Here is a 21,547-nt window from a genome sequence, read left to right as displayed (position 1 = left end):
TCGCGCGCGTTTGCGCACGCACGTGCGCTTCGAGGTGCATGCCGTGGTGGGCGTCGAGTTCGCGCGTACCCGCGCATTTCTTCGTTTGCCCGATAACCAAAGCACAAAAACGTGGTTCATCGATGCGCGACCGAGCGGGACAATGATTGCCTGGATTCCTTGCGCAGAGGCACGCACATGCTTTCATGCACCCGATCGAGCTGGCCGCCACGGCTCGTCACCGTTCCCGGCTTGCACGGCAGCGAAGGCGCGCATTGGCAAACATGGCTGGAGCGGCAGTTCGCGCGCTCGTTGCGCGTCGAGCAGGCCAACTGGGACGCGCCCGATCTCGCGCGATGGGCGAAGTCGTTGTGCGATCTGCTCGCGCGCGAACGCGGTCCATTCGTGCTGGCCGCGCATAGCTTTGGCTGCCTCGCGACCGCGCATGCGTTGCAGCAGGGCGTGCTCGCCAGCGAGGTGGTCGGCGTGCTGTTCGTCGCGCCCGCGAGTCCGCACAAGTTCGAATTCGCGGGACCGTTCGACGCGCGACGTCTGGGCGTGCCGTCGATTTTGATCGGCAGCGAAACCGATCCGTGGATGACGCTCGCCGATGCGCGCGATCTCGCGCGGCGTTTCGGCAGCGCTTTCGTCAATCTCGGCGATGCGGGGCATATCAACACGGCGGCGGGCTTCGGTCCCTGGCCGCGCGCGAAGTACTTCATCGATACGCTCGTGCATTGCGCGGCACCGCTGCGCTTTCGCGAACAGGCGATCGAAACCGCACAGCATGCGCTCGTGTGAGCGGTGTCGATCGTCGACAAGGTCGTCGACAAGCGTGGCACGCGCAAGCAAGCGCAGGCGTATCTCGACTATCTGTGGTCGCCGGCCGTGCAGGGGATCATCGCGCATCATCATCTGCGTCCGCGCGACAAGGGCGTCCTCGCGAAGCACGCGGCCGAGTTCAAGCCGATCAAGACGTTCACGGTGGAGGAGATGTTCGGCAACTGGCAAAAGGCGCAGGACACGCACTTCTCCGATGGGGGGACGTTCGATCAGATTATTGTTTATCGGAAGTAAAGCCGACGTTTCGCTTCGGGAGCAGGTTCGTTGTGTTGCGGGGGCATGACTTTGCTCATGCCGGCCCGTCCGGTCATGCCGCTGACGTGCCCTCATCACTGCTGGTGGCGTTTGCCCGAATAGCCGATATAACCGCCGACTATCGAGCTCACGCATGCCAGCACGAACCACAGAATCAGAAAGATGTTTTCTGCTGTGCGAGAGGTATCGAAGATACTTCCTTTGCCGTGCAGCAGAAAAACACCGTACAGGTAGAGCCCGACCCACGACAGTAGGCTGGCGCAAACTGCGCCCAGGGTAACGCCGACGAGAGTCCTTGAAAATCTCATTTCACTGGAAAGAACAGAATCGTTTTCGAGTTTCGAAAGTCGGACCAGATACCCGGAATGACAATGTTCCAGGCGACTCTGAGTCCGGTGCCGAAGCCGGTCAACCTGTTGCCGTTCCAAAGATCGATGTGACCGCCGCTTGTACTACCCGTCGAATCGGTGTCGCGACTCCAGTACCGGTCAAACATTAAGATGCCGGTACGGCCTTTGACTTTCGTAACCCAATCGGCTCCGGTGACGTTCTCCGGTTTGCCGATGCCGGCAAAGGGCTGAAGTTTGAGCCACTCGCCAAGTTCATTGGCTCGTGTAGCCGCTGCGTTTCCGTCGAGCATGATACGTCCAATGCTGGGCTGCCCATCAAGCGGCGTGATTAGCTTGGAGGAAAACGACTTCATCGGGATGCCGACATGATGAAAGGTCACACTCATGCGAATCGCGCACTGGTCAGGATAGTCCGGATTGTCGTACGGATCGTGCGATGGATAGTTATTCCAAAGTTGCTGGAATGTGACGGCGTTCAACTGAATTGACTTTTGGGAGCCGGGCGTCGAATTGGTCCTGACTACCGTTTTTCGGTTGGGCATTAGTCGGAAACTCCGACCATTCTCGCTAGCGCTTCGTCGCCCCAATATACGGTGTACTCGGCGGCAATCGCGCCGCTCGAGATGCGTGGCAATTGACCGATCGTGTCGAGACGGCCGAACTGTATGCGTTCATCTGCGGTTTCAATGTAATACGGGTAGCCCGGAAGCAGGGCACCCACCACGCTGGCACGGACCTGCTCGTCATATACGAGCGCCGTCGGCGACGATGTAGCTGCCGCGAGTGCAGCACTAACCTGGCTATGCGCCAGGCCGTCATCAGTTTCAATGAAGACGCGCGGATTACTGCCCACTATCACCCGGTTTTTGCCGCAGGGACACAGCACGCGATCGCCATCGAGAACGACATGCCGGCCTTTTTCGGACATGCCTTTGCCGGTGCCGAATAGCTTGAACGTGCCCTTGCAGTTGCCGCATGTCGCTTCGTCTCCGCTCAGGGCAATCTTTTTGCCGTTATCGGAGATGCTTGACGAATAGGCCATGACGAATCCGCGTGTCGTGGTGGAGTCACCGTGTCGTACTGCTGCCTTACGCATTCATGCCCTCCTGAAGTGCTCAGGAGCATCACCCTACATGTGCGAGGTTATTTTTGAAATCAGACCGATCGCGACAATTCCTAATATGACGCACTTTGAATATTGATTAGGTTTCTGGAATTGGTGAGCAAAGCTTCGCCATGAAAAACACCCCGAAGATTGGATCAACGTCCAACTTTCGGGGTGAATTTCGCCACTATGCGGCGACGCAGACCATTGGTTCGCGCACGCAGCGCATGCGGGCGGCTCAGCGGTTCCGCGACTCAATTCGCCACGCCGTGATCCCCATGCCCATGCGCACACCCATGCTCGCCCCCACTCTGCTCGACCGGCATCTGCTGCGCAGCCTCAGCGCGAATCCCCAGGCGCGCGAGCAGCTTGCGATCCGCTTCCGCCTGCGGGTTGCTCGTGGTCAGCAACTGATCGCCGTAGAAAATCGAATTCGCGCCTGCGAGGAAGCACATTGCCTGCAACGACTCATCCATCTGCTCGCGGCCGGCTGACAGACGCACCATCGCGCGCGGCATCGTGATGCGCGCAATCGCGATCGTGCGCACGAATTCGAACGGATCGATCGCTTCGGTCCCGGTCAGCGGCGTGCCTTGCACCTGCACCAGATTGTTGATCGGCACCGATTCCGGATACGGCTCCATGTTCGCGAGCTGCGCGATCAGCCCCGCGCGTTCGCGGCGCGATTCGCCCATACCGACGATGCCGCCGCAGCACACGTTGATGCCCGCGTCGCGCACGCGATCGAGCGTGTTGAGGCGATCCTGGTACGTGCGCGTCGAAATGATCTGGCCGTAGAACTCCGGCGACGTATCGAGATTGTGGTTGTAGTAGTCGAGGCCCGCATCGCGCAGCGCCTGTGCCTGGTGCGTTTCGAGCATGCCGAGCGTCACGCAGGTTTCGAGGCCCATCGCCTTCACGCCGCGGATCATGTCCTTGATCGGCTCCAGGTGGCGGTCCTTCGGATTGCGCCACGCGGCGCCCATGCAGAAGCGCGTTGCGCCGTTCTGCTTTGCGACCTGCGCGGCGGCCAGCACTTCGTCGACCGGCATCAGCTTGTCGGCGACGAGACCCGTGTCGTGATGCACCGATTGCGGACAGTATGCGCAATCCTCTTCGCAGCCGCCGGTCTTGATCGACAGCAGCGTCGACAGTTGCACCGCATTGGCGTCGAAATGCTCGCGATGCGTTTGCTGCGCGCGAAACAGCAGGTCGTTGAACGGCAGTTCGTACAACGCGACGATATCGGCGACGCGCCAACGCGCGAGCGGCTTCGCTTCAGTAGCGGCTGCGGTCGGATTGCTGTTGGCGGCGCTCGCTTCGGCGGTGCCCGCTGCGATATTCAGTTGTGTCATGTGATCGATCCTCGTAAACGGATGAATTTGGGTTCGGCGCTGCGGGGCAGCGCTATGCCGCGCGCAATTGGCGCAGCGTTTGCAGAAGCCGTCGAATGTCGAGCTGTTGCGCTGCAAGCTCCGGCGACGGCGGGCTGATATGCGGCACGACGCCGAGCAACGGCGCGTCGTACGCTTGCGCGAAATGCACGCGAATCGACGCGATGTTTTCGTCGGGAAAGGTCATGTCCGGGTCGATGCGATTCGCGACCCAGCCCGCGAGCGTTAGACCGCGCGCGGCGATCGCTTCGGCAGTCAGCAGCGCGTGGCTGATGCAGCCGAGCCGCATGCCGACCACCAGCACCACCGGCAGCTTCAGCGCGACGGCGAGATCGGCGGTGTCCTGCGTCGCGGTCAACGGCACACGAAAGCCGCCGACACCTTCGACAACGACCACCTCGGCGAGCTTCAACGCCTCGCGATGGCACGCGACGATGTGCTTGAGATCCAACGAGACGTTTTCCAGCGCCGCCGCGATGTGCGGCGCGGCCGGTTCCCTCAGCAGATACGGCGTGCGCATGGCGGGCGGCAGCAGCACGCTCGACGCGGCATCGAGCTGATCCGCGTCCTCGTTGTGCAGCACGCCGTTCACTTCGAACGCGCCCGCCGCGATCGGCTTCATCGCTGCTGCCTGCAGGCCTTCGCGCACGAAGCCGCGCAATAGCGCCGACGACACGAAGGTCTTGCCGATTTCCGTATCGGTGCCGGTGACGAACAGCGACAGCGCGCCGTCATCGTTAATCATGTTGCTCATGCCGCGCGCGCTCCGACCTGTTGCAGGCCGGCCTCGAGCCGGTCGAGATCCGCGTGCGAGTGCGCGGCCGACAGCGAGATGCGCAGACGCGACGTGCCGGTCGGCACGGTCGGCGGACGGATCGCGGGCACCCACAGCCCCGCGCGATCGAGGGACGCGGCGATGTCGAGCGTCGCATCGTTCGCGCCGATGATCAGCGGTTGCACGGCCGTATGCGAATCGACGGGCAGCCACGGCGTCGCCTTCAGCATCGCGCGCGTGCGTTCGATCAGTTGCTGGAGATGCGCGCGGCGCGCATCGCCTTCCACGCCGCCGATGATGCGCAGACTCGCCGACACCGCATGCGCGGCCGCCGGCACCGACGCGGTCGTGAAGATATACGGACGCGCGCGCTGCACGAGCCATTCGATCACGGTCGCATGCGCGACGACGAACGCGCCGGAGACACCCGCCGCCTTGCCGAGCGTGCCGATCGAGATCAGATGCGGCGAGCGCAGCGCGGCCTGCGCGATCGCGCCACGGCCTTGCGGACCGAGCACGCCGAAGCCGTGCGCATCGTCGACGATCAGCCATGCGCCGTGCCGCTCGGCGAGTTCGAGCAAACGCGGCAGCGGCGCGATGTCGCCGTCCATGCTGAACACCGTGTCGGACACGATCGCCTTGACGTCCGCCTCCGACGCTTCGAGCATCGCGCTCAATGCATCCACGTCGCAGTGCGGATAGATCTGCACATCCGCGCGCGATAGCCGCGCGCCGTCGATCAGCGAAGCGTGATTGAGCGCATCGGAGAACAGCGTCGTGCCGCGGCCCGCGAGCGCGGTCAGCGTCGCGAGATTCGCCATATAGCCGGTGCTGAAATACAACGCGCGGGCGTCGTCGAGAAAGCCGCCGGCAAATTCGGCGAGATCGTCTTCGAGTTGCGCATGCGCACGCGAATGACCACCGAGCAGATGCGAGCCGCCGCTGCCCGCGCCATACAGGCGCGCGCCTTCGGCGATCGCGTCGATCAATTGCGGATGCGCGGCAAGGCCCAGATAGTCGTTGCTCGCGAAGCCGATGATTTCACGGCCGTCGACCGTCATGTGCGCGGCGCATGGTGTGTCGGCGGTGCGCCGGCGTCGGCGCAGGCCGCGCGCGTCGATTTCCTTCAGGCCTTCGGCGAGTGTGTCGAGCAGATGCATCAGCGTGCCTCCGCGAGCGTGGCGTCGAAGGTGTCGCGCGTGCGCGTGGCGAGCAGCGCGAGTTCTTCGTCGTCGAGGATGTACGGCGGCATCAGGTACACGGTGGTGCCGATCGGGCGCAACAACAGCTCGCGTTGCAGCGCGTTTTCGAAGAAGCGGCGCGAGAACGTTTTGGCTTGCTGAGGATCGTCGATCATTGCGTCGAACGCGAAGATCGTGCCGCGCTGACGCAGATTGCGCACCTGCGCGTGCTCGACGAGCGGCGCGAGCGCGGCCGCGAGGGTCGCCGATTTGCGTGCGTTGGCGGCGAGCACGTCGTCGCTCGTGAACAGATCGAGCGTCGCGAGCGCGGCGCGGCACGCGAGCGGATTGCCGGTGTACGAGTGCGAGTGCAGGAAGCCGCGCGCGGTGTCGTCGTGATAGAAGGCCGCGAAGATCTCGTCGCGCGACAGCACGATCGACAGCGGCAGATAGCCGCCGCTGATGCCTTTGGACAGACACAGGAAGTCCGGCCACACGCCCGCCTGTTCGCACGCGAAGAACGTGCCGGTGCGGCCGCAGCCGACTGCGATTTCGTCGGCGATCAGATGCACGCCGTACCGGTCGCACAACGCGCGCAATCCGGCGACGTACGACGCGTCGTGCATCGCCATGCCGGCCGCGCATTGCACGAGCGGCTCGACGATCAGTGCGGCGATGCGGTTCGCGCGCGCCTCGAACAGCGCGCGCACATGGTCGAGCGCGCGGCGCGCGACGTCGGCGGCGGTTTCGCCCGCTTGCGCGAGCCGCGCATCGGGCGAGGCGACGACGTGGGCGTGACGAATCAGCGGATCGTACGCGTCCTTGAACAGCGCGACGTCGGTCACGCCGAGCGCGCCGATCGTCTCGCCGTGGTAGCTGTTGGCGATGCAGACGAATTCCTGCTTGTCGGCGTAGCCCCGGTTGCGCCAGCTGTGAAAGCTCATCTTCAGCGCGATCTCGACCGCCGACGCGCCATCCGACGCGAAGAACGCGTGGCCGAGCGTGTTGCCGGTCAACGCGTGCAGACGTTCCGCGAGTTCGACGGCGGGCTCGTGCGTGCAGCCGGCGAGCATCGCGTGTTCGAGCGTATCGAGCTGATCTTTCAGCGCCGCGTTGATGCGCGGGTTCGCGTGACCGAACAGATTGACCCACCACGAACTGATCGCGTCGAGATAGCGATGACCGGCGCGATCGTACAGCCACGCGCCTTGACCGCGCGCGACGGGGATCAGCGGCAGACGTTCGTGGTGCTTCATCTGCGTGCACGGATGCCACACCGCGCGCAGGCTGCGGGCGACCCAATCTTCAGGGGCGACCGGGGGGACTGCTGACTTTTCCAAAGAGGTACTCCAGGGTGCTTTTTTGCCACGCACGCAAGCCTCGGCGAGTGCGCGGGGTCGAGATTAGCGGTTTATTTGGTCGCGCGCATCAACCGCGAAATGCTCGTTTTTCGCGGTGGCGTCGAGGTTTAGCATCGTTCGATGCAGCTCGTTCGAGTTCGTGAGGGAAGCTCGCCAATCGACGGAGATAGCGACGTCAAAGTAATGGGCTGTTACTGGCCAGAATTTGGGGTGACGAGGTGTTTTTTGCGGGGGAACGGAGCGCACAAGAAAAAGCCCGCCGATACGGCGGGCTTGCGGCACATCAGAATCAGGCGCGATTTACGGCTCGACTCACGCCTCTATTCGTACTTCACTCCCGGCTCGCGATCGCTTTCCGGCCATTGGCATCGGCATCGCTTGCATCCGCCGTCTGCGAGTTCTGATCGCCCCACACGACCGCGTTATCGACCGCATACAACCGGCACGGAGCGGAGCTCTGCTTCTGGCAATTCTTCACCGCCACCGACATCGGATCGTCGCCGCCCTCGGCCCACGACCACGCGCCCGAATCCGACACCGCGAACGCGCGGCTCGGATACTGATGCAGGAAGTTGCGATAGCCATTGCGGCCCTCGTTGTCGAGGTACGGCACCGAGTCGACCGCGTCGAGCGCGGCGAATCCGGTTGCCTTCGGCGCGGCCGGATCGGCGACGTGATACTGCACGGCAGTCGGCATACCGGCGCGCGCGAGGAACGCTTCGACGGCCGGCCACCATACGTGCACGCCGTCGCGGTCGCCGACCAGCCGATGCGCGTCGTTCTTGTAGTGGCCGAAGTCGACCATCTTCGCGCTGGCGCCATGTGCGCCGTACGCGGCATACATGCCCGCGACGAGCGGCGCGTTCCACACCGAATCGTTATCGCCATAGAGCCACAGCGACGGCACCGCAGTCTTCTCGCCGTACGCGCCGAATGCGCGCGTCAGATTGCCTTGCCAGTCTTCGCAGGCGTCCTGGCGCAGCCCGCCCGAGAAATTGATCAGCGCGCGCACGCCGGGCGCCGCTTCGGTGCCGTATGCGATCGTCGCAAGACCGCCATGCGAGGTGCCGGCCACCGCGATGTGCGTCGCGTCGACATAAGGTTGCTTCGACATGTAATCGATCGTCGCTGCGACGTCGCCGGCCTGGCCAAGGCCGTTGCGCTCGACGTCGCAGCCGTCCTGCTCGTACACGCCGTCCGAGTGACCGAAGCCCTGGCGGTTCGGCGCGACGACCACGTAGCCGCGGCGCACGAATTCGCGTGCGAACGGCAGCGGGTCGCTGCGTTCCTGCGTGCGCGGGTCGCCCGGAATCTTGCCGTGGTTGAAGACGATCATCGGGAACGGGCCGGGGCCGTCCGGCTTGTAGATCGTGGTTTCAAGCGTGACCGTGCCGGCGGCGTCGACCGGCACGCGGATGATCTTTTCGTTCAGGTGAGCGGTGGGCAGGTAGACGTCGTCGTCCAGCGCGAGGCGCGGCACGCGGGCGCGCGACAGCGGTCCCTGGATGTCGCTCGACGGCGTCGAGTCGTGTGCGGAAAGGGACGAGTAGGCGAGCGGATCGGCATGCGCGATCGTGACAGCACACGTGGCCGCGGCGCAGATCGCCGCACACTTCGTCAGAACCTTGCTCAACACCATTGACGCACCTGCTTTAAAGACGTGTCCTGAACTCCGTGCTGTCCGGTTGCGCAAAACGCGGCTGACATTCAGCTTTCGTTCGCGATTTCGACACAAACAGACTCACTCGCGAGCGTTGCGGGAAGCGCACGCTCGCAAATCGAGATTGCACGGGATGAACCCAACGGCCGACGCGACCCCACGCGTCGAGGATGAACGTCACTTGATGCTGTCGGAGTCCGCGCGGCTCGCGTTCGATCAGCGGCCGGTCAGCCTTCCTTTGCATGTTGCGGAGCCGGTATGACCCGCTCTCGCAATGTGACGTCATGAAACTACGGACTCATCCTGGCACGACAATTTTGTTTTGTGCAATCAAGGAGAACCCGCGACGAAAAAATTGCTGCATGTGCGAACGACGCTTCAAAGCCTTGCCGGGCAAGGGCCGGGGACATATGGCGGGAAGCGGCGAGTAAATATCGTGTAAGTGCTGTGGTGCGAGACCAACGAAGAAGCCCGCGTGAAAGGAACGAAAAAAGGCCTGTGCAAAGGCCTTTATAAAGTTTGTCGAGGGCAAGTGAAAGACACGAGAAAGCTTCGGCGTGTAATGCAGCGATTACTTAATCGGCGCGTGCTCTTCATTTACTCATTGACGTCGCCATCGACATAACGCCAGCGGCCATCATCGCCGCGCACGAATCGACTCGATTCATGCAACCGATAAGCACGTCCCCCCACTTTGTAGCGGGCGATGAATTCGACGGTCGCGCGATCGGCATCGCTTTCGGCGAAGCCTTTGATCTGCAGTCCGAGCCAACGGGGCGCGTCGGGCGCGGTGGGATCGACGTCGAGATCGGCGGGGCAGGTGCTGGGGTCCCACGTCGCGCGCAGGTAGTCGGTTGCACCGAGCACGTACGCGCTATAGCGTGAGCGCATCAGTTCGAGCGCGCGCGGCGCCGCTTCGCCGCCGTCGATATAGCGGCCGCAGCATTGCGCGAAACGCGGGGCTTTGGTCGCGGTGCCCCCGCGTGCGTCGGGCGCGGCGCCGCCGCACGGACAGTCGACAGGTCTTTGCAGTGACAATAATGGCTTGTTCATTGAAATTTCAGTTGAGCCCGCGAGCGATCAGGATCTTCTGGATGTCGCTCGTGCCTTCGTAGATCTGGCACACGCGCACGTCGCGGTAAATCCGCTCGACCGGGAAGTCGCTCAGATAACCGTAGCCGCCGTGAATCTGCAAGGCGGCCGAGCAGATGCGCTCGGCCGCTTCGGAGGCGAACAGTTTTGCCATCGCGGCTTCGGTCAGACACGGCTGGCCCGCGTCCTTCAGCGACGCCGCGTGCCAGATCAATTGACGCGCGGCTTCGAGTTGGGTCGCCATGTCGGCAAGGCGAAACTGCACCGCCTGGTGCGAGAACAGCGGCGCGCCGAAGCTCTCGCGTTCTTTTGCGTAAGTCAGCGCCGCCTCGAACGCGGCGCGTGCCATGCCGACGCTTTGCGCGGCGATACCGATGCGCCCGCCTTCGAGACCCGACAACGCGATCCGGTAGCCTTCGCCTTGCGCGCCGATCCGGTTCGCGGCCGGCACGCGACACGCCTCGAATACGATTTGCGCGGTATCCGACGAATGCTGGCCGAGCTTGTCTTCGACTCGTGCGACCACGTAGCCCGGCGTGCCGGTGGGTACGATGAACGCGCTGATGCCGCGCTTGCCAGCGGCCTTGTCGGTGACGGCCATCACGATCGCGACGTCGCCGTTCTTGCCGCTCGTGATGAACTGTTTGACGCCGTTCAGCACGTACGCGTCGCCGTCGCGTGTCGCGGTGGTGCGCAGCGCCGACGCATCCGAGCCCGCTTGCGGCTCGGTCAGGCAGAACGCGCCGAGCATCTCGCCGCGCGCGAGCGGCGTCAACCAGTCGCGCTTCTGCGCGTCGTTGCCATAAGTGAGCAGGATGCTGCACACGGGGCAGTTGTTCACCGAGATCGCGGTCGACGTGCCGCCGTCGCCGGCCGCGATTTCTTCGAGGATCAACGCGAGCGCGAGCGCGTCCATGCCGGCGCCGCCATACGCTTCGGGCACCAGCACGCCATAAGCACCGAGCTCGGCGAGCTGCCGGTGCACGTCGCGCGGGAAGGTGCGCTCGCGGTCCCATTGCGCCGCGTACGGCGTGATCTCTTCGCGCACGAAGGTGCGCAGCGCGTCGCGCACCATCAGGTGATCCTGATCAAGCACCATGAGCGTGTCTCCGGTCCCATGCAACGTAGTTGTCTACCAGTCGAGCTGCGTGCCGTCGTGCTGAAAGAAGCGGCCGTGGAACGCGTCGCGCGATGCCGCCGCCTGCGCCAGCACCTCGCGCATGCCCGCCACGCTGCGCGCGGGATCGAGCGCGGCCTGCGCGCCGCCCATGTCGGTGCGCACCCAGCCGGGATGCAGCGACACGCAGGTCGCGCGCTGCGCGTCGAGCGACGCGAGCTTCAGCACGGCGTTCAGCGCCGCCTTGCTCGCGCGATACAGCCAGCCGGTCGTGCCGCTTGCATCGGCGATGCTGCCCATGCGACTCGAAATCACCGCGAGCACGCCGTCCGTTTCCTCGACGAGCGGCAGCAGGATTGGCAGCAGCTGCATCGGGCCGCGCACGTTCGTGTGCATCACGTGATCGAAGTCCTCGGCGGTGATCGTTTCGATGCCTTCGGTGCGCGGACCGTACACGCCCGACACCAGGATCGCGGCATCGAGCCGTTCGCCGTCGAGCTTCCAGCCGAGCGCCGCGATGTCTTCGGGCGCGGTGACGTCGAGCGTGAAGGTTTCGGCGCCGAGTTCGTTGAGCGCGTCGAGCGCGGCGCCGTCGCGCGCGGTCGCGAGCACGCGCCAGCCGCTGTTTCTGTACTGCCGGACGAATTCCTGGCCGATGCCACGCGATGCACCGACGATCAACACTGTTTTCATCGTATTCCTCGAAGATTTTGTGGATGCGTCAGATCAGTTCGACACCCATCGCGGTCGCCTCGCCGCCGCCGATACACAGCGTCGCGACACCGCGCTTCAGACCGCGATTCTTCAGCGCGCCGATCAGCGTGACGAGAATGCGCGCGCCCGATGCGCCGATCGGATGGCCTAACGCGCACGCGCCGCCGTTCACGTTGACCTTGTTGTGCGGTAAATCGTGCTCTTTCATCGCGGCCATCGTGACGACCGCGAACGCTTCGTTGATCTCGTACAGATCGACGTCGCCGGCGCGCCAGCCGTTCCTCCCAAGCAGCTTGCGGATCGCGCCGACCGGCGCGGTGGTGAACTTCGCGGGCGCCTGCGCGAACGTCGAATGACCGACGACGCGCGCGAGCGGCGCTACGCCGAGCCGTTTCGCGGTCGACTCGCGCATCATCACGAGCGCGGCTGCGCCGTCCGAGATCGACGACGAGTTCGCCGCCGTCACGGTGCCGGTCTTGCTGAACGCGGGCTTCAGCGTGGGGATCTTGTCGAGGTTGGCCTTGAACGGCTGCTCGTCGCGCGCGATCGTGACGTCACCCTTTCGGCCCGCTACGGTGACCGGCGCGATTTCCCAGTCGAACGAGCCGTCCTCGTTCGCGCGCTTCGCGCGGTTCAGCGACTCGACCGCGAACGCGTCCTGCGCCTCGCGCGTGAAGTCGAACGACGCCGCACACTCCTCGGCGAACGTGCCCATCAGACGGCCTTTGTCGTAGGCGTCTTCGAGGCCGTCGTAGAACATGTGGTCGAGCACCTGGCCGTGGCCCATGCGCATGCCGCCGCGCGCCTTCGGCAGCAGATAGGGTGCGTTCGTCATGCTCTCCATGCCGCCCGCGACGATCACGTCGAGCGAGTCCGCGGCCAGCATGTCGTGCGCGAACATCGCCGCGCGCATGCCGGAGCCGCACATCTTGTTGACCGTCGTGCAGCCGGTGGCGAGCGGCAGACCCGCACCGAGCGCTGCCTGGCGCGCGGGCGCCTGGCCGAGGCCGGCGGGCAGCACGCAACCGATCACCGCCTCGTCGATCTGCTCGGGCTTCAGACCCGCTCGTTCTACGGCCGCCTTGATCGCGACCGCGCCGAGTTGCGGCGCGCTCAGCGACGCGAAGTCGCCCTGAAAGCCGGCCATCGGCGTGCGCGCCGCGCTGACGATTACGATTGGATCGGCGTTGATACCACTGTGGTTTGCGTCACTCATGTTCGAGCTCCTTGGTCATAGCTTGGATGGCTACCGCCGCGCGTTGCCTGATGCGAACCCTCGTGGGATTCATCAAGCCACGCGCACATTTGGCTCGTCCGCCTGCGCATCGGGCGCTCCGGCGAACCGCTCCGGATAACGCACGCAAAAGCGCACGCTCCGGTCGTACGGGAAAAAATCGGGCAGTTCGCCCTTTAGCAGAGAATCCTTGTATCGCTGCCACAGCTCGGGCTCGAAGAAATCCGCGTGATGCCGCATGAACGAGCGCCGCACGCGTGGATCGCCGAGCAGGAAAGTGCCGTACGTCTCCGGGAAAATATCGTGCGGGCCTACCGCGTACCACGGCTCGTCCGACATTTCGTCTTCCTCGTTGCGCGGCGCCGGCACCGCACGCACGTTGCAGTCGGTCAGGTATTCGATCTCGTCGTAGTCGTAGAACACGACGCGGCCATGTCGCGTGACGCCGAAGTTCTTGTAGAGCATGTCGCCGGGGAAGATGTTCGCCTGGATCAGTTCCTTCACCGCGTCGCCGTATTCCTTGATGCCGTGCTCGACGTCGTTGTCGTTACCGTTCTGCAGGAACAGATTGAGCGGCACCATGCGTCGCTCGAGGTACAGATGGCGAATCACGAGGTTGTCGCCGTCGTACTCGATCAGCGACGGCACTTCCTTTTCGAGTTCGCGCAACAGCGTTTCGTCGAGCCGCGCGAGCGGCAGCGCGACGCTCGAATATTCGAGCGTGTCGGCCATCCGGCCGAGCCGGTCATGACGTTTGACGAGCAGATACTTCTGCTGGATCTGCGCGCGCGTGGTTTCCTTCGGCGGCGGAAAGTTGTCCTTGATCAGCTTGAACACGTAGGGGAACGACGGCAACGTGAACACCAGCATCACGAGCCCCTTGATGCCGGGCGCGACGATGAAGCGGTCGCTCGAATGCTTCAGGTGATGCAGCAGATCGCGATAGAACAGATTCTTGCCCTGCTTCTGCAGACCCACCGATGTATAGATTTCCGCCTTCGGCTTGCCCGGCATGACCGTGCGCAGAAACTCGACATACGCGGACGGCACTTCCATGTCGACCAGAAAATACGAGTGCGAGAAGCTGAAGATGATCAGCAACTGCTCGCGCTTGAGCAGCACGGTGTCGAGCGCGAGCACGCCCGGTTTCACGTGACGCAGCGGCACCGCGAACGGCAGCAGCGCCTCGCCGTTGATGATGCGCCCGACGATATATGCAGCCTTGTTGCGATAAAACAGCGACGACAACACGTGAATCTGGAAGTTCGGCGCTTCGTCGAACACGCCGAACGCTTCGTGAATCGACTGCATCACGCAGGCGACGTCGCGCGTCAGATCCTCGAACGGCGGATCGAGCTGGAAGTTCGTGACGACCCGTTCGAGCGTTGCGGCAAGTCCATCAGTACCGGGGTAATACGCGCGATAAGTCGGCTTCGCGGCCGGTTCGTCGTTCTCGATGTATTCGGTCGAGATCGCCGGCCGCACGAAAATGAAATCGTTGTTGAAGTACGAGCGATGCAGAATCTTGCAGGAAACCGAATTAAAGAAGGTTTCCGCGCATTCCGGCTGACGGTGCGTGGTCAGGAGGCCGATGTAGTGCAGCTTGATCTGCTGCCACACTTCGCTGTCGATGTTTTCCGCGTCGTACTCGTCTTCGAGCAACTGCACGCATTCCTGCACGCGATCGTCGTACGACGTGATGCGGTCGCGCGCGAGCTTTTGCAGGCCGTGCCAGTCGCCGGCTTCGAACAGCGTTTTCGCGTGGATCGCCGCGTCGCGAAAGATCCGGTAGTGACGGTCGAACCCTTCGAGCATCGTCTGCGCGACGTCGAAACCGATTTGCGACGATAACAGCTTGGGGAAGTGATTCATCACGCGCGCTCCGCAAACGCCGGTCAGAGTCAGGCAGCTTCAGGCAGGCTTCGCTTCGTGCCTCGCGCCATCGAGCAGCGCGCGCGCCTGCGCTTCATACTGCGCGAGATCTTCGAGCGTCGCGTCGAGATCTTCTCGCTGACGTTCGAGCACTTCGCGATGACGCGCGACCGTCGCGAGGAACGCGTGCAACTGCGGCACGGTATCGGTCGGCGATTCGTAGACGTCGAGCAGGTCCCGGATCTCCGACAGCGTGAAGCCGAGCCGCTTGCCGCGCAAGGTGAGCTTCAGACGCGTGCGGTCGCGGCCCGAATAGACGCGCCGCAAGCCGCTCGAACCCTCGCGGCTCGGTGAGAGTAAACCCTGGTCTTCGTAGAAACGGATCGCGCGCGGCGTGACGTCGAATTCGCGCGCGAGCTCGGTGATCGTGTATTGCGTATTCATCGGGACATCTCGTGGCCCTTGGTCGGCACAAAACCGGATTGGACGATAGAATCGACGTTTACGTTATCGTCAACCTGAGCGGAAAGCAACCACAACCCGGCCGACCGGCATCGCACACCTCGCCATGCCGGAGGGTCGTCGGAGGAAGACAGTCCCCATGAATGCACTCGAACACCAGCTCGAATACCCCTTCAACGACACGATGCCCGACGCGGGCCGCACGATGGAAGTCGCGCCCGGCGTGCTTTGGCTGCGCATGCCGCTGCCATTTGCGCTCGACCATATCAACCTGTGGCTGCTGCGCGATGAGATCGACGGCCAGCGAGGCTGGACCGTGGTCGATTGCGGCATCACGTCGGACACGATCAAGGCGAATTGGGAGAGCGTGTTCGAATCGGTGCTCGACGGCCTGCCGGTGCTGCGCGTGATCGTCACGCATTGCCATCCGGATCACATCGGCCTCGCGCATTGGGTGTGCGGCGGTGGCGATAAAAAGCGTTGGGACGCGCGACTGTGGATGACACTCGGCGAATACATGCAGGCGCGCGTGATGGCGACCGGCGACGGCTCGAACGCGGGTGGCGAGGCCGCGGCGCGGCACTTCGCGCGGCACGGTCTGACCGACGCCGAATCGCTCGAAAAACTGCGCAATCGCAATAGCTACTACGCGAGCCTCGTGCCGGCGATTCCGGGGCGATACCGCCGTTTGCGCGAAGCCGAGGACGTGAGGATTGGCGGTAGGACGTGGCGCGTGGTGACGGGATTCGGCCATTCGCCGGAACACTGTGCGCTGCACTGCGCGGAAACCGGCACGCTGATTTCCGGCGACATGGTGCTGCCGCGCATTTCGACCAACGTGTCGGTGTTCGATATCGAGCCTGAGGGTTCGCCGCTCGAACTGTATCTGGAGTCGCTCGGCCGCTACGAGACGATGCCCGAAGCTACGCTCGTGCTGCCGTCGCATGGCAAGCCGTTTCGCGGCGTGCGCACGCGCATTCAGCAACTGCGCGAGCATCATGACGCGCGGCTCGCCGAAGTGCGCGAAGCATGCGCGGAAAGGCCGCGCAGCGCCGCCGATATCGTGCCGTTGATGTTCAAGCGCCAACTCGATATCCATCAGATGACGTTCGCGATGGGTGAGGCGCTCGCGCATTTGCATCTGCTGTGGCGAGCGGGGGATTTGAAGCGGACGCAGGATGCGGATGGGGTGATTCGGTTTGCGGCGGTGTGATCTTTTCGATTCGATGCGCTATATGAGCGCACTCAGCGGCGCAACGGTGCTGGGTGTGTTCATTCGAACTATTTCAACGGCAAGTCAGATGCAGCGTCGCGAAGTTGCTGGGCACGCCGGTTGTTGAGTTCCGCAACGCAAGCCAAACTGCGCACTTCGCGTGCACTGCCGGCTCCACCACCGCTTAGCGAAGCTGCGAACTGGCATTGAGTCTCGCGGTACTTAGCGAATTTGCTGTTTGATGCGACGAGTCTTGCCTTGGCCTGGTTCACGTACTTGTTGTCTTCATCCCATTTGGAGAGGGTGCCAGCCATCTTCTCCTCGGCTCGTCTGAGGGCCTTCTGACTGGCATCTGCTTTTTCTGCCAGACAGTCCCGCATTCCCGATTGCGAGAATGCACTGCATTCTTCGCGTAAAGCCCGCTCGCTTGCAACGAGAGCAGTTGAGGCCGCAAGGACCAACGTTGGCAGGCAGGCGGCCAGGCCTAAACAGATCAGCTTTATAGCGCGCATAGGGCCACCTTTCCTTTACGCACCATTGACAAAGCGTAATCAAGCTTTCTGGCGTAGTTGAGGTCACCGCCTCCGTTATAACGCTCCGCTATCAATGCCGCGGAGAAGGGGCGCCAGCTCGTAATAGCCTTTTGAACTGAAGCCTTCCGGTACTTCAACACTTGTCCGGGTCGCAGAACGGTGGCGGGGGATTCAGCTCTTTTAACGTGTCGATCGTCGTGCCCTGAGCCTTCGCCATCTTGTCGAGGCTGTCTCCTGGCCTGACGGCGATTTCGTAAACCTTAGGGTCAGCACGAAGTACGCTTCGGTACTTAAAATGTGCCATGCGCATCAGCAAATAACCAATACCAGCACGGATGTTATACGCCGGTATCGTTCTGACTGAGGCCATTGTCAGCCGTCCTATCCAGGCTGGCGGCACAATCAAATCGCCGCCTTCATTACCTGAAAGCAGCGATGCTAATCCAGGATCGCCTGCAACCCCAATTCGCATCGGCTTGGCGTTCCACTCAGGATCGTGGGCACCTGTTTCGACCCACAACATCGCCTTGATAAGCTGCCAGTCCAGGGACACGTACCCGGAAGTGCCGCAGAGATGGCGGTGGTACTCATGGACTGCCGGCTGGATCTCGCAGTCCCAGGAATTCCATTTGGCATCGCTTACAGCCTTGCTAACGCCATCCTGCCACCGTTCAAAACCTGTCCTCGTTGGAGCTTGCATTGCCATAACCATTCCTTCTGTCAAAGTGTGGGCGGCTACTTTGCAGGCAATTATCAGCTTCTTGCCTGAGGAAAATTGCATTAGGAATCGGTCTGGCGGCCAAAGGCCCGAGATCACGTCGGAAAGAGGTTACGCAGTGTCAAATGCAACCAGCCAATTCGCGCGTTGAATAAAAAAAGCCCGGTTCAAAAACCGGGCTTTCTTGCAGTTCCGGCCGCGTCAACCGCAGCCCGCAGTCACTGCACCACCACCGCCCCAAAATTCTGCCGACCAAACGGACTCACGTGATACCCGCTCACGTTCGTGCGCGTGATCGCGGCAGCGGTCGGATAGCCGAGCGGAATCCACAGCGCTTCGTCGTGGATGATCTGCTGCGCGGCTTCATACGCTTTCGTGCGCTTGGCGATATCGGACGTCGCTCTGCCGTCGGCGATCAGCTTGTCGAGGTCCTGATCGCAGAAGCGCGCGAAGTTGATGCCCGACTTCACCGCGTTGCAACTGAAGAGCGGCGACAGATAGTTGTCCGGATCGCCGTTGTCGCCGGCCCAGCCCATGAACAGCGTGTCATGCTGACCCTGCTTCGCCCGCTTGATCAGCTCGCCCCATTCGATCACCTTTACGTCCGCCTTCACGCCGATCTTCGCGAAGTCGGCCTGCAGCAGTTCGGCACCGGCCTTCGGATTCGGATTGAGCACGCTGCCATTCGGACGCACCCAGATCGTCGTTTCAAAACCGTTCGGATAGCCCGCGTCGGCGAGCAGCTTCTTCGCCTTCGCCGGGTCGTACGGCCAGCCCTTGATCGAATGGTTGTAGCTCCACGTATTCGGCGGAAACGGGTTCACGGCCGGCGTCGCGGTGTTGTCGAACACGGTCTTCAGATATGTCGTGCGGTCGAACGCCATGTTCAGCGCGGCGCGCACCTTCTGGTTTTCAAGTGGCTTCTGCTGCGTGTTCAGCGCGACGAAGGCCGTCATGAACGCGGGCGTCTGCACGATCGCGAGCGACTTGTCGTTCTTCGCGTCGGCGAGATCCTGCGGCTTCGGCGAGAGCGCGATCTCGCATTCGCCAGCCTTCACCTTCTGCGCGCGCACGGTCGCGTCCGGCGTGATCGCGTAGATCAGGCGCTCGATCTTCGGCTTCGGTCCCCAGTAGGTCGGGTTCGCGTCATAACGGATCACCGCGTCTTTCGTATAGCTTTTCAGCACGAACGGGCCGGTGCCGATCGGCTTCGCATTCAGATCGACCTGCTTGCCGGCCTTCAGCAACTGGTCCGCGTACTCGGCCGAATAGATCGACGCGAAGCCCATCGTCAGGATCGACAGGAACGTCGCGTTCGGCTCGTTCAGCTCGAACTTGACCGTGTTGTCGTCGACCTTGGTAATCGACTTGATCAGCTTCGGCAGCCCCATCGATTGCGCATGCGGGAAGCCGCTCGCGCCCGCCACCTTGTGCCACGGATTGCTGTCGTTGAGCATGCGGTCGAACGTGAAGATCACGTCGTCGGCATTGAGCGCGCGGGTGGGCTTGAAGTAGTCGGTGGTTTGGAACTGCACGTTGGGGCGCAGGTGGAACGTGTACGTCAGGCCGTCGGGGCTCACTTCCCACTTGTCGGCGAGCGCGGGCACGACCTTCTTCGCGGCTTCGTCGAACGACACCAGCGAGTTGAAGATCACGTCGGCCGATGCATTCGTCGTGACGAGCGAATTGAACTGCACGACGTCGAAGCCGTCAGGGCTCGATTCGGTACAGACGGTCAACGGTTTGGCGAGCACGAGCGCGGGCGCAGTGAGCAGGATGGCGGCTGCGAGCAGTTTGAAGCGCATAGGATCTCCGGTAACGAGCGCAGTCAGGCAGTGCGTCTGGTTGTGTTTATGGCGGCGATGCGTGAGCGGGCAGGTCAGCGGTCCCGGCGCGCGCGTCGCCACGATTGTGATACGTTCCCGGCGCCGTCGTACAGGTCGGGCGATCCCGGCCTGAGGCCTGGGGGCCGGCCTTCGAGGCCTGGCCGGCGGCGCGCCTTCGCGAAAGCTTATCGAAGGGCCATTTTGGCGACAACAATTTAATCGACATATCCATATGGGGGCGGCGCGGCCATGCTGCCGCCTCAGGCTGCGGCGGCCTGACGCAGCAGGTAGCCGATGCCACTTATTGCGCGCACGCCGTACCACGACGTCATTTCCCCATCGATCAGATCGATGCGCTTGCCGGTGAGACGCGGATCGCGCGCGAGCGCATCGCGATGCGCGGCCGTGAAGCGGTACGGCTCGCTCGACAGCAGCACGCGGTCGACCTGCGCGAGCCACGGCGCGTCGTCGAAGTCGAGCGTGGGGTAACGCGCGGCGCCCGCGCTGCCGCCGCGCACGTCGGGAAGCGTATGCCAGTTCACGAGGCGCAGCATCGCGGCGATGTAGGTGTCGCGTGCGACGCTCATCCACGGTTCGCGCCAGATCAGGTACAGCACGCTCTGCGCGGCGAAGGCGTGAGCGCCGGCTTCGCGCAGACGCGCTTTGAGCGAGTTGCTCAAGCGCCGCGCTTCTTCTTCACGCCCGAAGATCGCGCCGAGCAGCGCGAACAGCGCGAGGTTGTCGTGCGGCGTCTGCGGATGGGTGACGACGATGTGCGGCACGAACGCGCGCAGTTGCTCGACGGTGTCGCGTTCGTTCTCGTCGACATTGACGATCAGATGGGTGGGGCGCAGCGCGCGGATCGCGTCCAGTTTGACGGCCTTCGTGCCGCCGACCTTCGGCACCGCCCAGACCTTGTCGCGCGGATGCACGCAAAAGCCGGTGCGCCCGACGATCTGCTGTTCGAGGCCGAGCGCGAACAGCGTTTCGGTGAGGCTCGGCACCAGCGACACGATGCGCGCGTCGGTGCCCGCGGATTCGTGCGCGACGCCGGCTGCATCGACCGCACGGGACTGCATGGCTTACTCGGTGGCGGCGCGCGGCTTGCGCGGCGCGCGTTCGAACACGCGGTCGTAGAGCCAGCGCGGCAGCACATGCAGCAGCAACGCGGCCACGCGCATCTGCCACGGAAACACCGCGAACGACGTCTGCCGTTCGACTGCCCGCGCGACCTTCGTCGCGAAACGGTCGGGGTCCATCAGGAACGGCATGTTGTACGGATTGTGCTCGGTCATCGGCGTGCGGATATAGCCGGGCGCGATCGTGACGACCCCGACGCCGAACGGCCGCATCTCGACGCGCAACGCCTCGAGATACTTCAGGGCCGCCGATTTCGACGCGCTGTACGCGCCCGAACCGGGCAAGCCGCGCACGCCCGCGACGCTCGCAATGCCGACCAGCGTGCCGCGCTTCGATGCGGCCATCGCGGCGGCAAATGGCTCGAACGTCGCGACCATGCCGAAGTAATTGATGTCCATCACCTCGCGGAACGTGCGCAGATCGCCGTGACCCGTCAGCGCGCCGCGGCTGATGCCGGCGTTGGCGATCACGACGTCCGGCAGGCCGTGCGCGGCGATGAAGCGCGCGGCCGCATCGGCGAGCGCTTCCGCGTCGCGCACGTCGACTGCATAGATCGAGACGGTGTTCTGGGGATGGGACCGCTGGAACGCGGCGAGCGCGTCGCCGCGGCGGGCGACGAGGCCGAGAATCGCGCCGCGCCGTGCGTATTCGCCGGCGAGCGCGAGGCCGATGCCGCTCGAAGCGCCGGTAATGAAAACCTTCAGCGGAGAGGTCATACCGGCG

20 protein-coding genes and 1 pseudogene are annotated in these 21,547 nt (G+C 63.4%); 3 read left to right on the top strand and 18 right to left on the bottom strand.

The genetic code is table 11. The annotated features are described in order from the left end of the window. Positions 1 to 177 precede the first annotated feature (177 nt). Positions 178 to 780 (top strand): alpha/beta hydrolase, encoded by a 603-nt coding sequence (locus HDG32_RS15915; protein WP_184068693.1) that lies wholly within the window; start codon positions 178 to 180, stop codon positions 778 to 780. A gap of 3 nt (positions 781 to 783) precedes the next feature. Continuing rightward, positions 784 to 1,056 (top strand): annotated as a pseudogene (locus HDG32_RS15910) (sulfate ABC transporter substrate-binding protein); the annotation flags it as partial. 325 nt (positions 1,057 to 1,381) lie between these two features. Here HDG32_RS15910 and HDG32_RS15905 read toward each other — a convergent pair. The 13 genes from HDG32_RS15905 to HDG32_RS15845 form a co-directional block, all read right to left on the bottom strand. Next, on the bottom strand, positions 1,382 to 1,969 hold the full coding sequence (locus HDG32_RS15905) for a type VI secretion system amidase effector protein Tae4 (protein WP_184068690.1): 588 nt from the start codon (positions 1,967 to 1,969) through the stop codon (positions 1,382 to 1,384). Further along, the gene (locus HDG32_RS36420) at positions 1,969 to 2,523 is read right to left on the bottom strand and encodes a PAAR domain-containing protein (RefSeq protein WP_260336490.1); all 555 of its coding nucleotides are present in this window, start codon (positions 2,521 to 2,523) and stop codon (positions 1,969 to 1,971) included. The genes HDG32_RS15905 and HDG32_RS36420 overlap by 1 nt, the downstream gene beginning before the upstream one ends. Positions 2,524 to 2,786: 263 nt before the next feature. Continuing rightward, a complete protein-coding gene (bioB, locus tag HDG32_RS15895) occupies positions 2,787 to 3,887 on the bottom strand; it encodes a biotin synthase BioB (protein WP_184068687.1) in 1,101 nt (366 codons plus the stop codon). Positions 3,888 to 3,939: 52 nt separating this feature from the next. Then, complete coding sequence (gene bioD / locus HDG32_RS15890) at positions 3,940 to 4,680, bottom strand: dethiobiotin synthase (RefSeq protein WP_184068684.1); 741 nt, start codon at positions 4,678 to 4,680, stop codon at positions 3,940 to 3,942. Continuing rightward, complete coding sequence (gene bioF, locus HDG32_RS15885) at positions 4,677 to 5,861, bottom strand: 8-amino-7-oxononanoate synthase (RefSeq protein ID WP_184068681.1); 1,185 nt, start codon at positions 5,859 to 5,861, stop codon at positions 4,677 to 4,679. The genes bioD and bioF overlap by 4 nt, the downstream gene beginning before the upstream one ends. After that, positions 5,861 to 7,222, bottom strand: coding sequence for an adenosylmethionine--8-amino-7-oxononanoate transaminase (gene bioA / locus HDG32_RS15880; RefSeq protein WP_184068678.1), 1,362 nt, complete (start codon positions 7,220 to 7,222; stop codon positions 5,861 to 5,863). Before bioA ends, bioF begins: the two co-directional genes overlap by 1 nt. A gap of 352 nt (positions 7,223 to 7,574) precedes the next feature. Next, positions 7,575 to 8,882 (bottom strand): dienelactone hydrolase family protein, encoded by a 1,308-nt coding sequence (locus HDG32_RS15875; protein ID WP_184068674.1) that lies wholly within the window; start codon positions 8,880 to 8,882, stop codon positions 7,575 to 7,577. A gap of 618 nt (positions 8,883 to 9,500) precedes the next feature. Continuing rightward, positions 9,501 to 9,956 (bottom strand): YchJ family protein, encoded by a 456-nt coding sequence (locus tag HDG32_RS15870; protein ID WP_184068671.1) that lies wholly within the window; start codon positions 9,954 to 9,956, stop codon positions 9,501 to 9,503. Between the two features lie 7 nt (positions 9,957 to 9,963). Further along, entirely contained in the window at positions 9,964 to 11,094 is a 1,131-nt protein-coding gene (locus tag HDG32_RS15865) for an acyl-CoA dehydrogenase family protein (RefSeq protein ID WP_184068668.1), read from the bottom strand. Between the two features lie 33 nt (positions 11,095 to 11,127). Beyond that, complete coding sequence (locus HDG32_RS15860; RefSeq protein ID WP_184068665.1) at positions 11,128 to 11,805, bottom strand: SDR family oxidoreductase; 678 nt, start codon at positions 11,803 to 11,805, stop codon at positions 11,128 to 11,130. Positions 11,806 to 11,833: 28 nt separating this feature from the next. After that, on the bottom strand, positions 11,834 to 13,042 hold the full coding sequence (locus tag HDG32_RS15855; RefSeq protein ID WP_184068662.1) for an acetyl-CoA C-acetyltransferase: 1,209 nt from the start codon (positions 13,040 to 13,042) through the stop codon (positions 11,834 to 11,836). A 72-nt stretch (positions 13,043 to 13,114) separates the two neighbouring features. Next, positions 13,115 to 14,932 carry a bifunctional isocitrate dehydrogenase kinase/phosphatase gene (gene aceK / locus HDG32_RS15850; protein ID WP_184068659.1) on the bottom strand — a complete coding sequence of 606 codons (1,818 nt, stop codon included), beginning with the start codon at positions 14,930 to 14,932 and terminating at the stop codon, positions 13,115 to 13,117. Positions 14,933 to 14,971: 39 nt separating this feature from the next. Further along, the gene (locus HDG32_RS15845) at positions 14,972 to 15,376 is read right to left on the bottom strand and encodes a MerR family DNA-binding transcriptional regulator (protein WP_184026376.1); all 405 of its coding nucleotides are present in this window, start codon (positions 15,374 to 15,376) and stop codon (positions 14,972 to 14,974) included. Between the two features lie 157 nt (positions 15,377 to 15,533). Between HDG32_RS15845 and HDG32_RS15840 the strand changes: the two genes are divergently transcribed. Further along, a complete protein-coding gene (locus HDG32_RS15840; protein ID WP_184068656.1) occupies positions 15,534 to 16,607 on the top strand; it encodes an MBL fold metallo-hydrolase in 1,074 nt (357 codons plus the stop codon). 68 nt (positions 16,608 to 16,675) lie between these two features. Here the strand turns inward: HDG32_RS15840 and HDG32_RS15835 are convergent, their stop codons facing one another. From HDG32_RS15835 to HDG32_RS15815, 5 genes are all read right to left on the bottom strand, one after another. Beyond that, positions 16,676 to 17,119: a lysozyme inhibitor LprI family protein gene (locus HDG32_RS15835; protein WP_184068653.1), complete on the bottom strand. Its 444-nt coding sequence runs from the start codon at positions 17,117 to 17,119 to the stop codon at positions 16,676 to 16,678. Between the two features lie 154 nt (positions 17,120 to 17,273). Continuing rightward, on the bottom strand, positions 17,274 to 17,921 hold the full coding sequence (locus tag HDG32_RS15830; RefSeq protein ID WP_311539929.1) for a LysM domain-containing protein: 648 nt from the start codon (positions 17,919 to 17,921) through the stop codon (positions 17,274 to 17,276). Positions 17,922 to 18,076: 155 nt separating this feature from the next. Further along, on the bottom strand, positions 18,077 to 19,663 hold the full coding sequence (locus HDG32_RS15825) for an ABC transporter substrate-binding protein (RefSeq protein ID WP_184068650.1): 1,587 nt from the start codon (positions 19,661 to 19,663) through the stop codon (positions 18,077 to 18,079). A 281-nt stretch (positions 19,664 to 19,944) separates the two neighbouring features. Next, the gene (locus tag HDG32_RS15820; RefSeq protein ID WP_184068647.1) at positions 19,945 to 20,763 is read right to left on the bottom strand and encodes a helical backbone metal receptor; all 819 of its coding nucleotides are present in this window, start codon (positions 20,761 to 20,763) and stop codon (positions 19,945 to 19,947) included. 3 nt (positions 20,764 to 20,766) lie between these two features. Then, positions 20,767 to 21,540, bottom strand: coding sequence for an SDR family oxidoreductase (locus tag HDG32_RS15815; RefSeq protein ID WP_184068644.1), 774 nt, complete (start codon positions 21,538 to 21,540; stop codon positions 20,767 to 20,769). Positions 21,541 to 21,547 lie beyond the last annotated feature (7 nt).

Source organism: Paraburkholderia sp. CI2 (assembly GCF_014201055.1).
GTDB classification, from domain to species: Bacteria; Pseudomonadota; Gammaproteobacteria; order Burkholderiales; family Burkholderiaceae; genus Paraburkholderia; species Paraburkholderia tuberum.
This window is presented reverse-complemented; position numbering and strand designations above follow the sequence as displayed.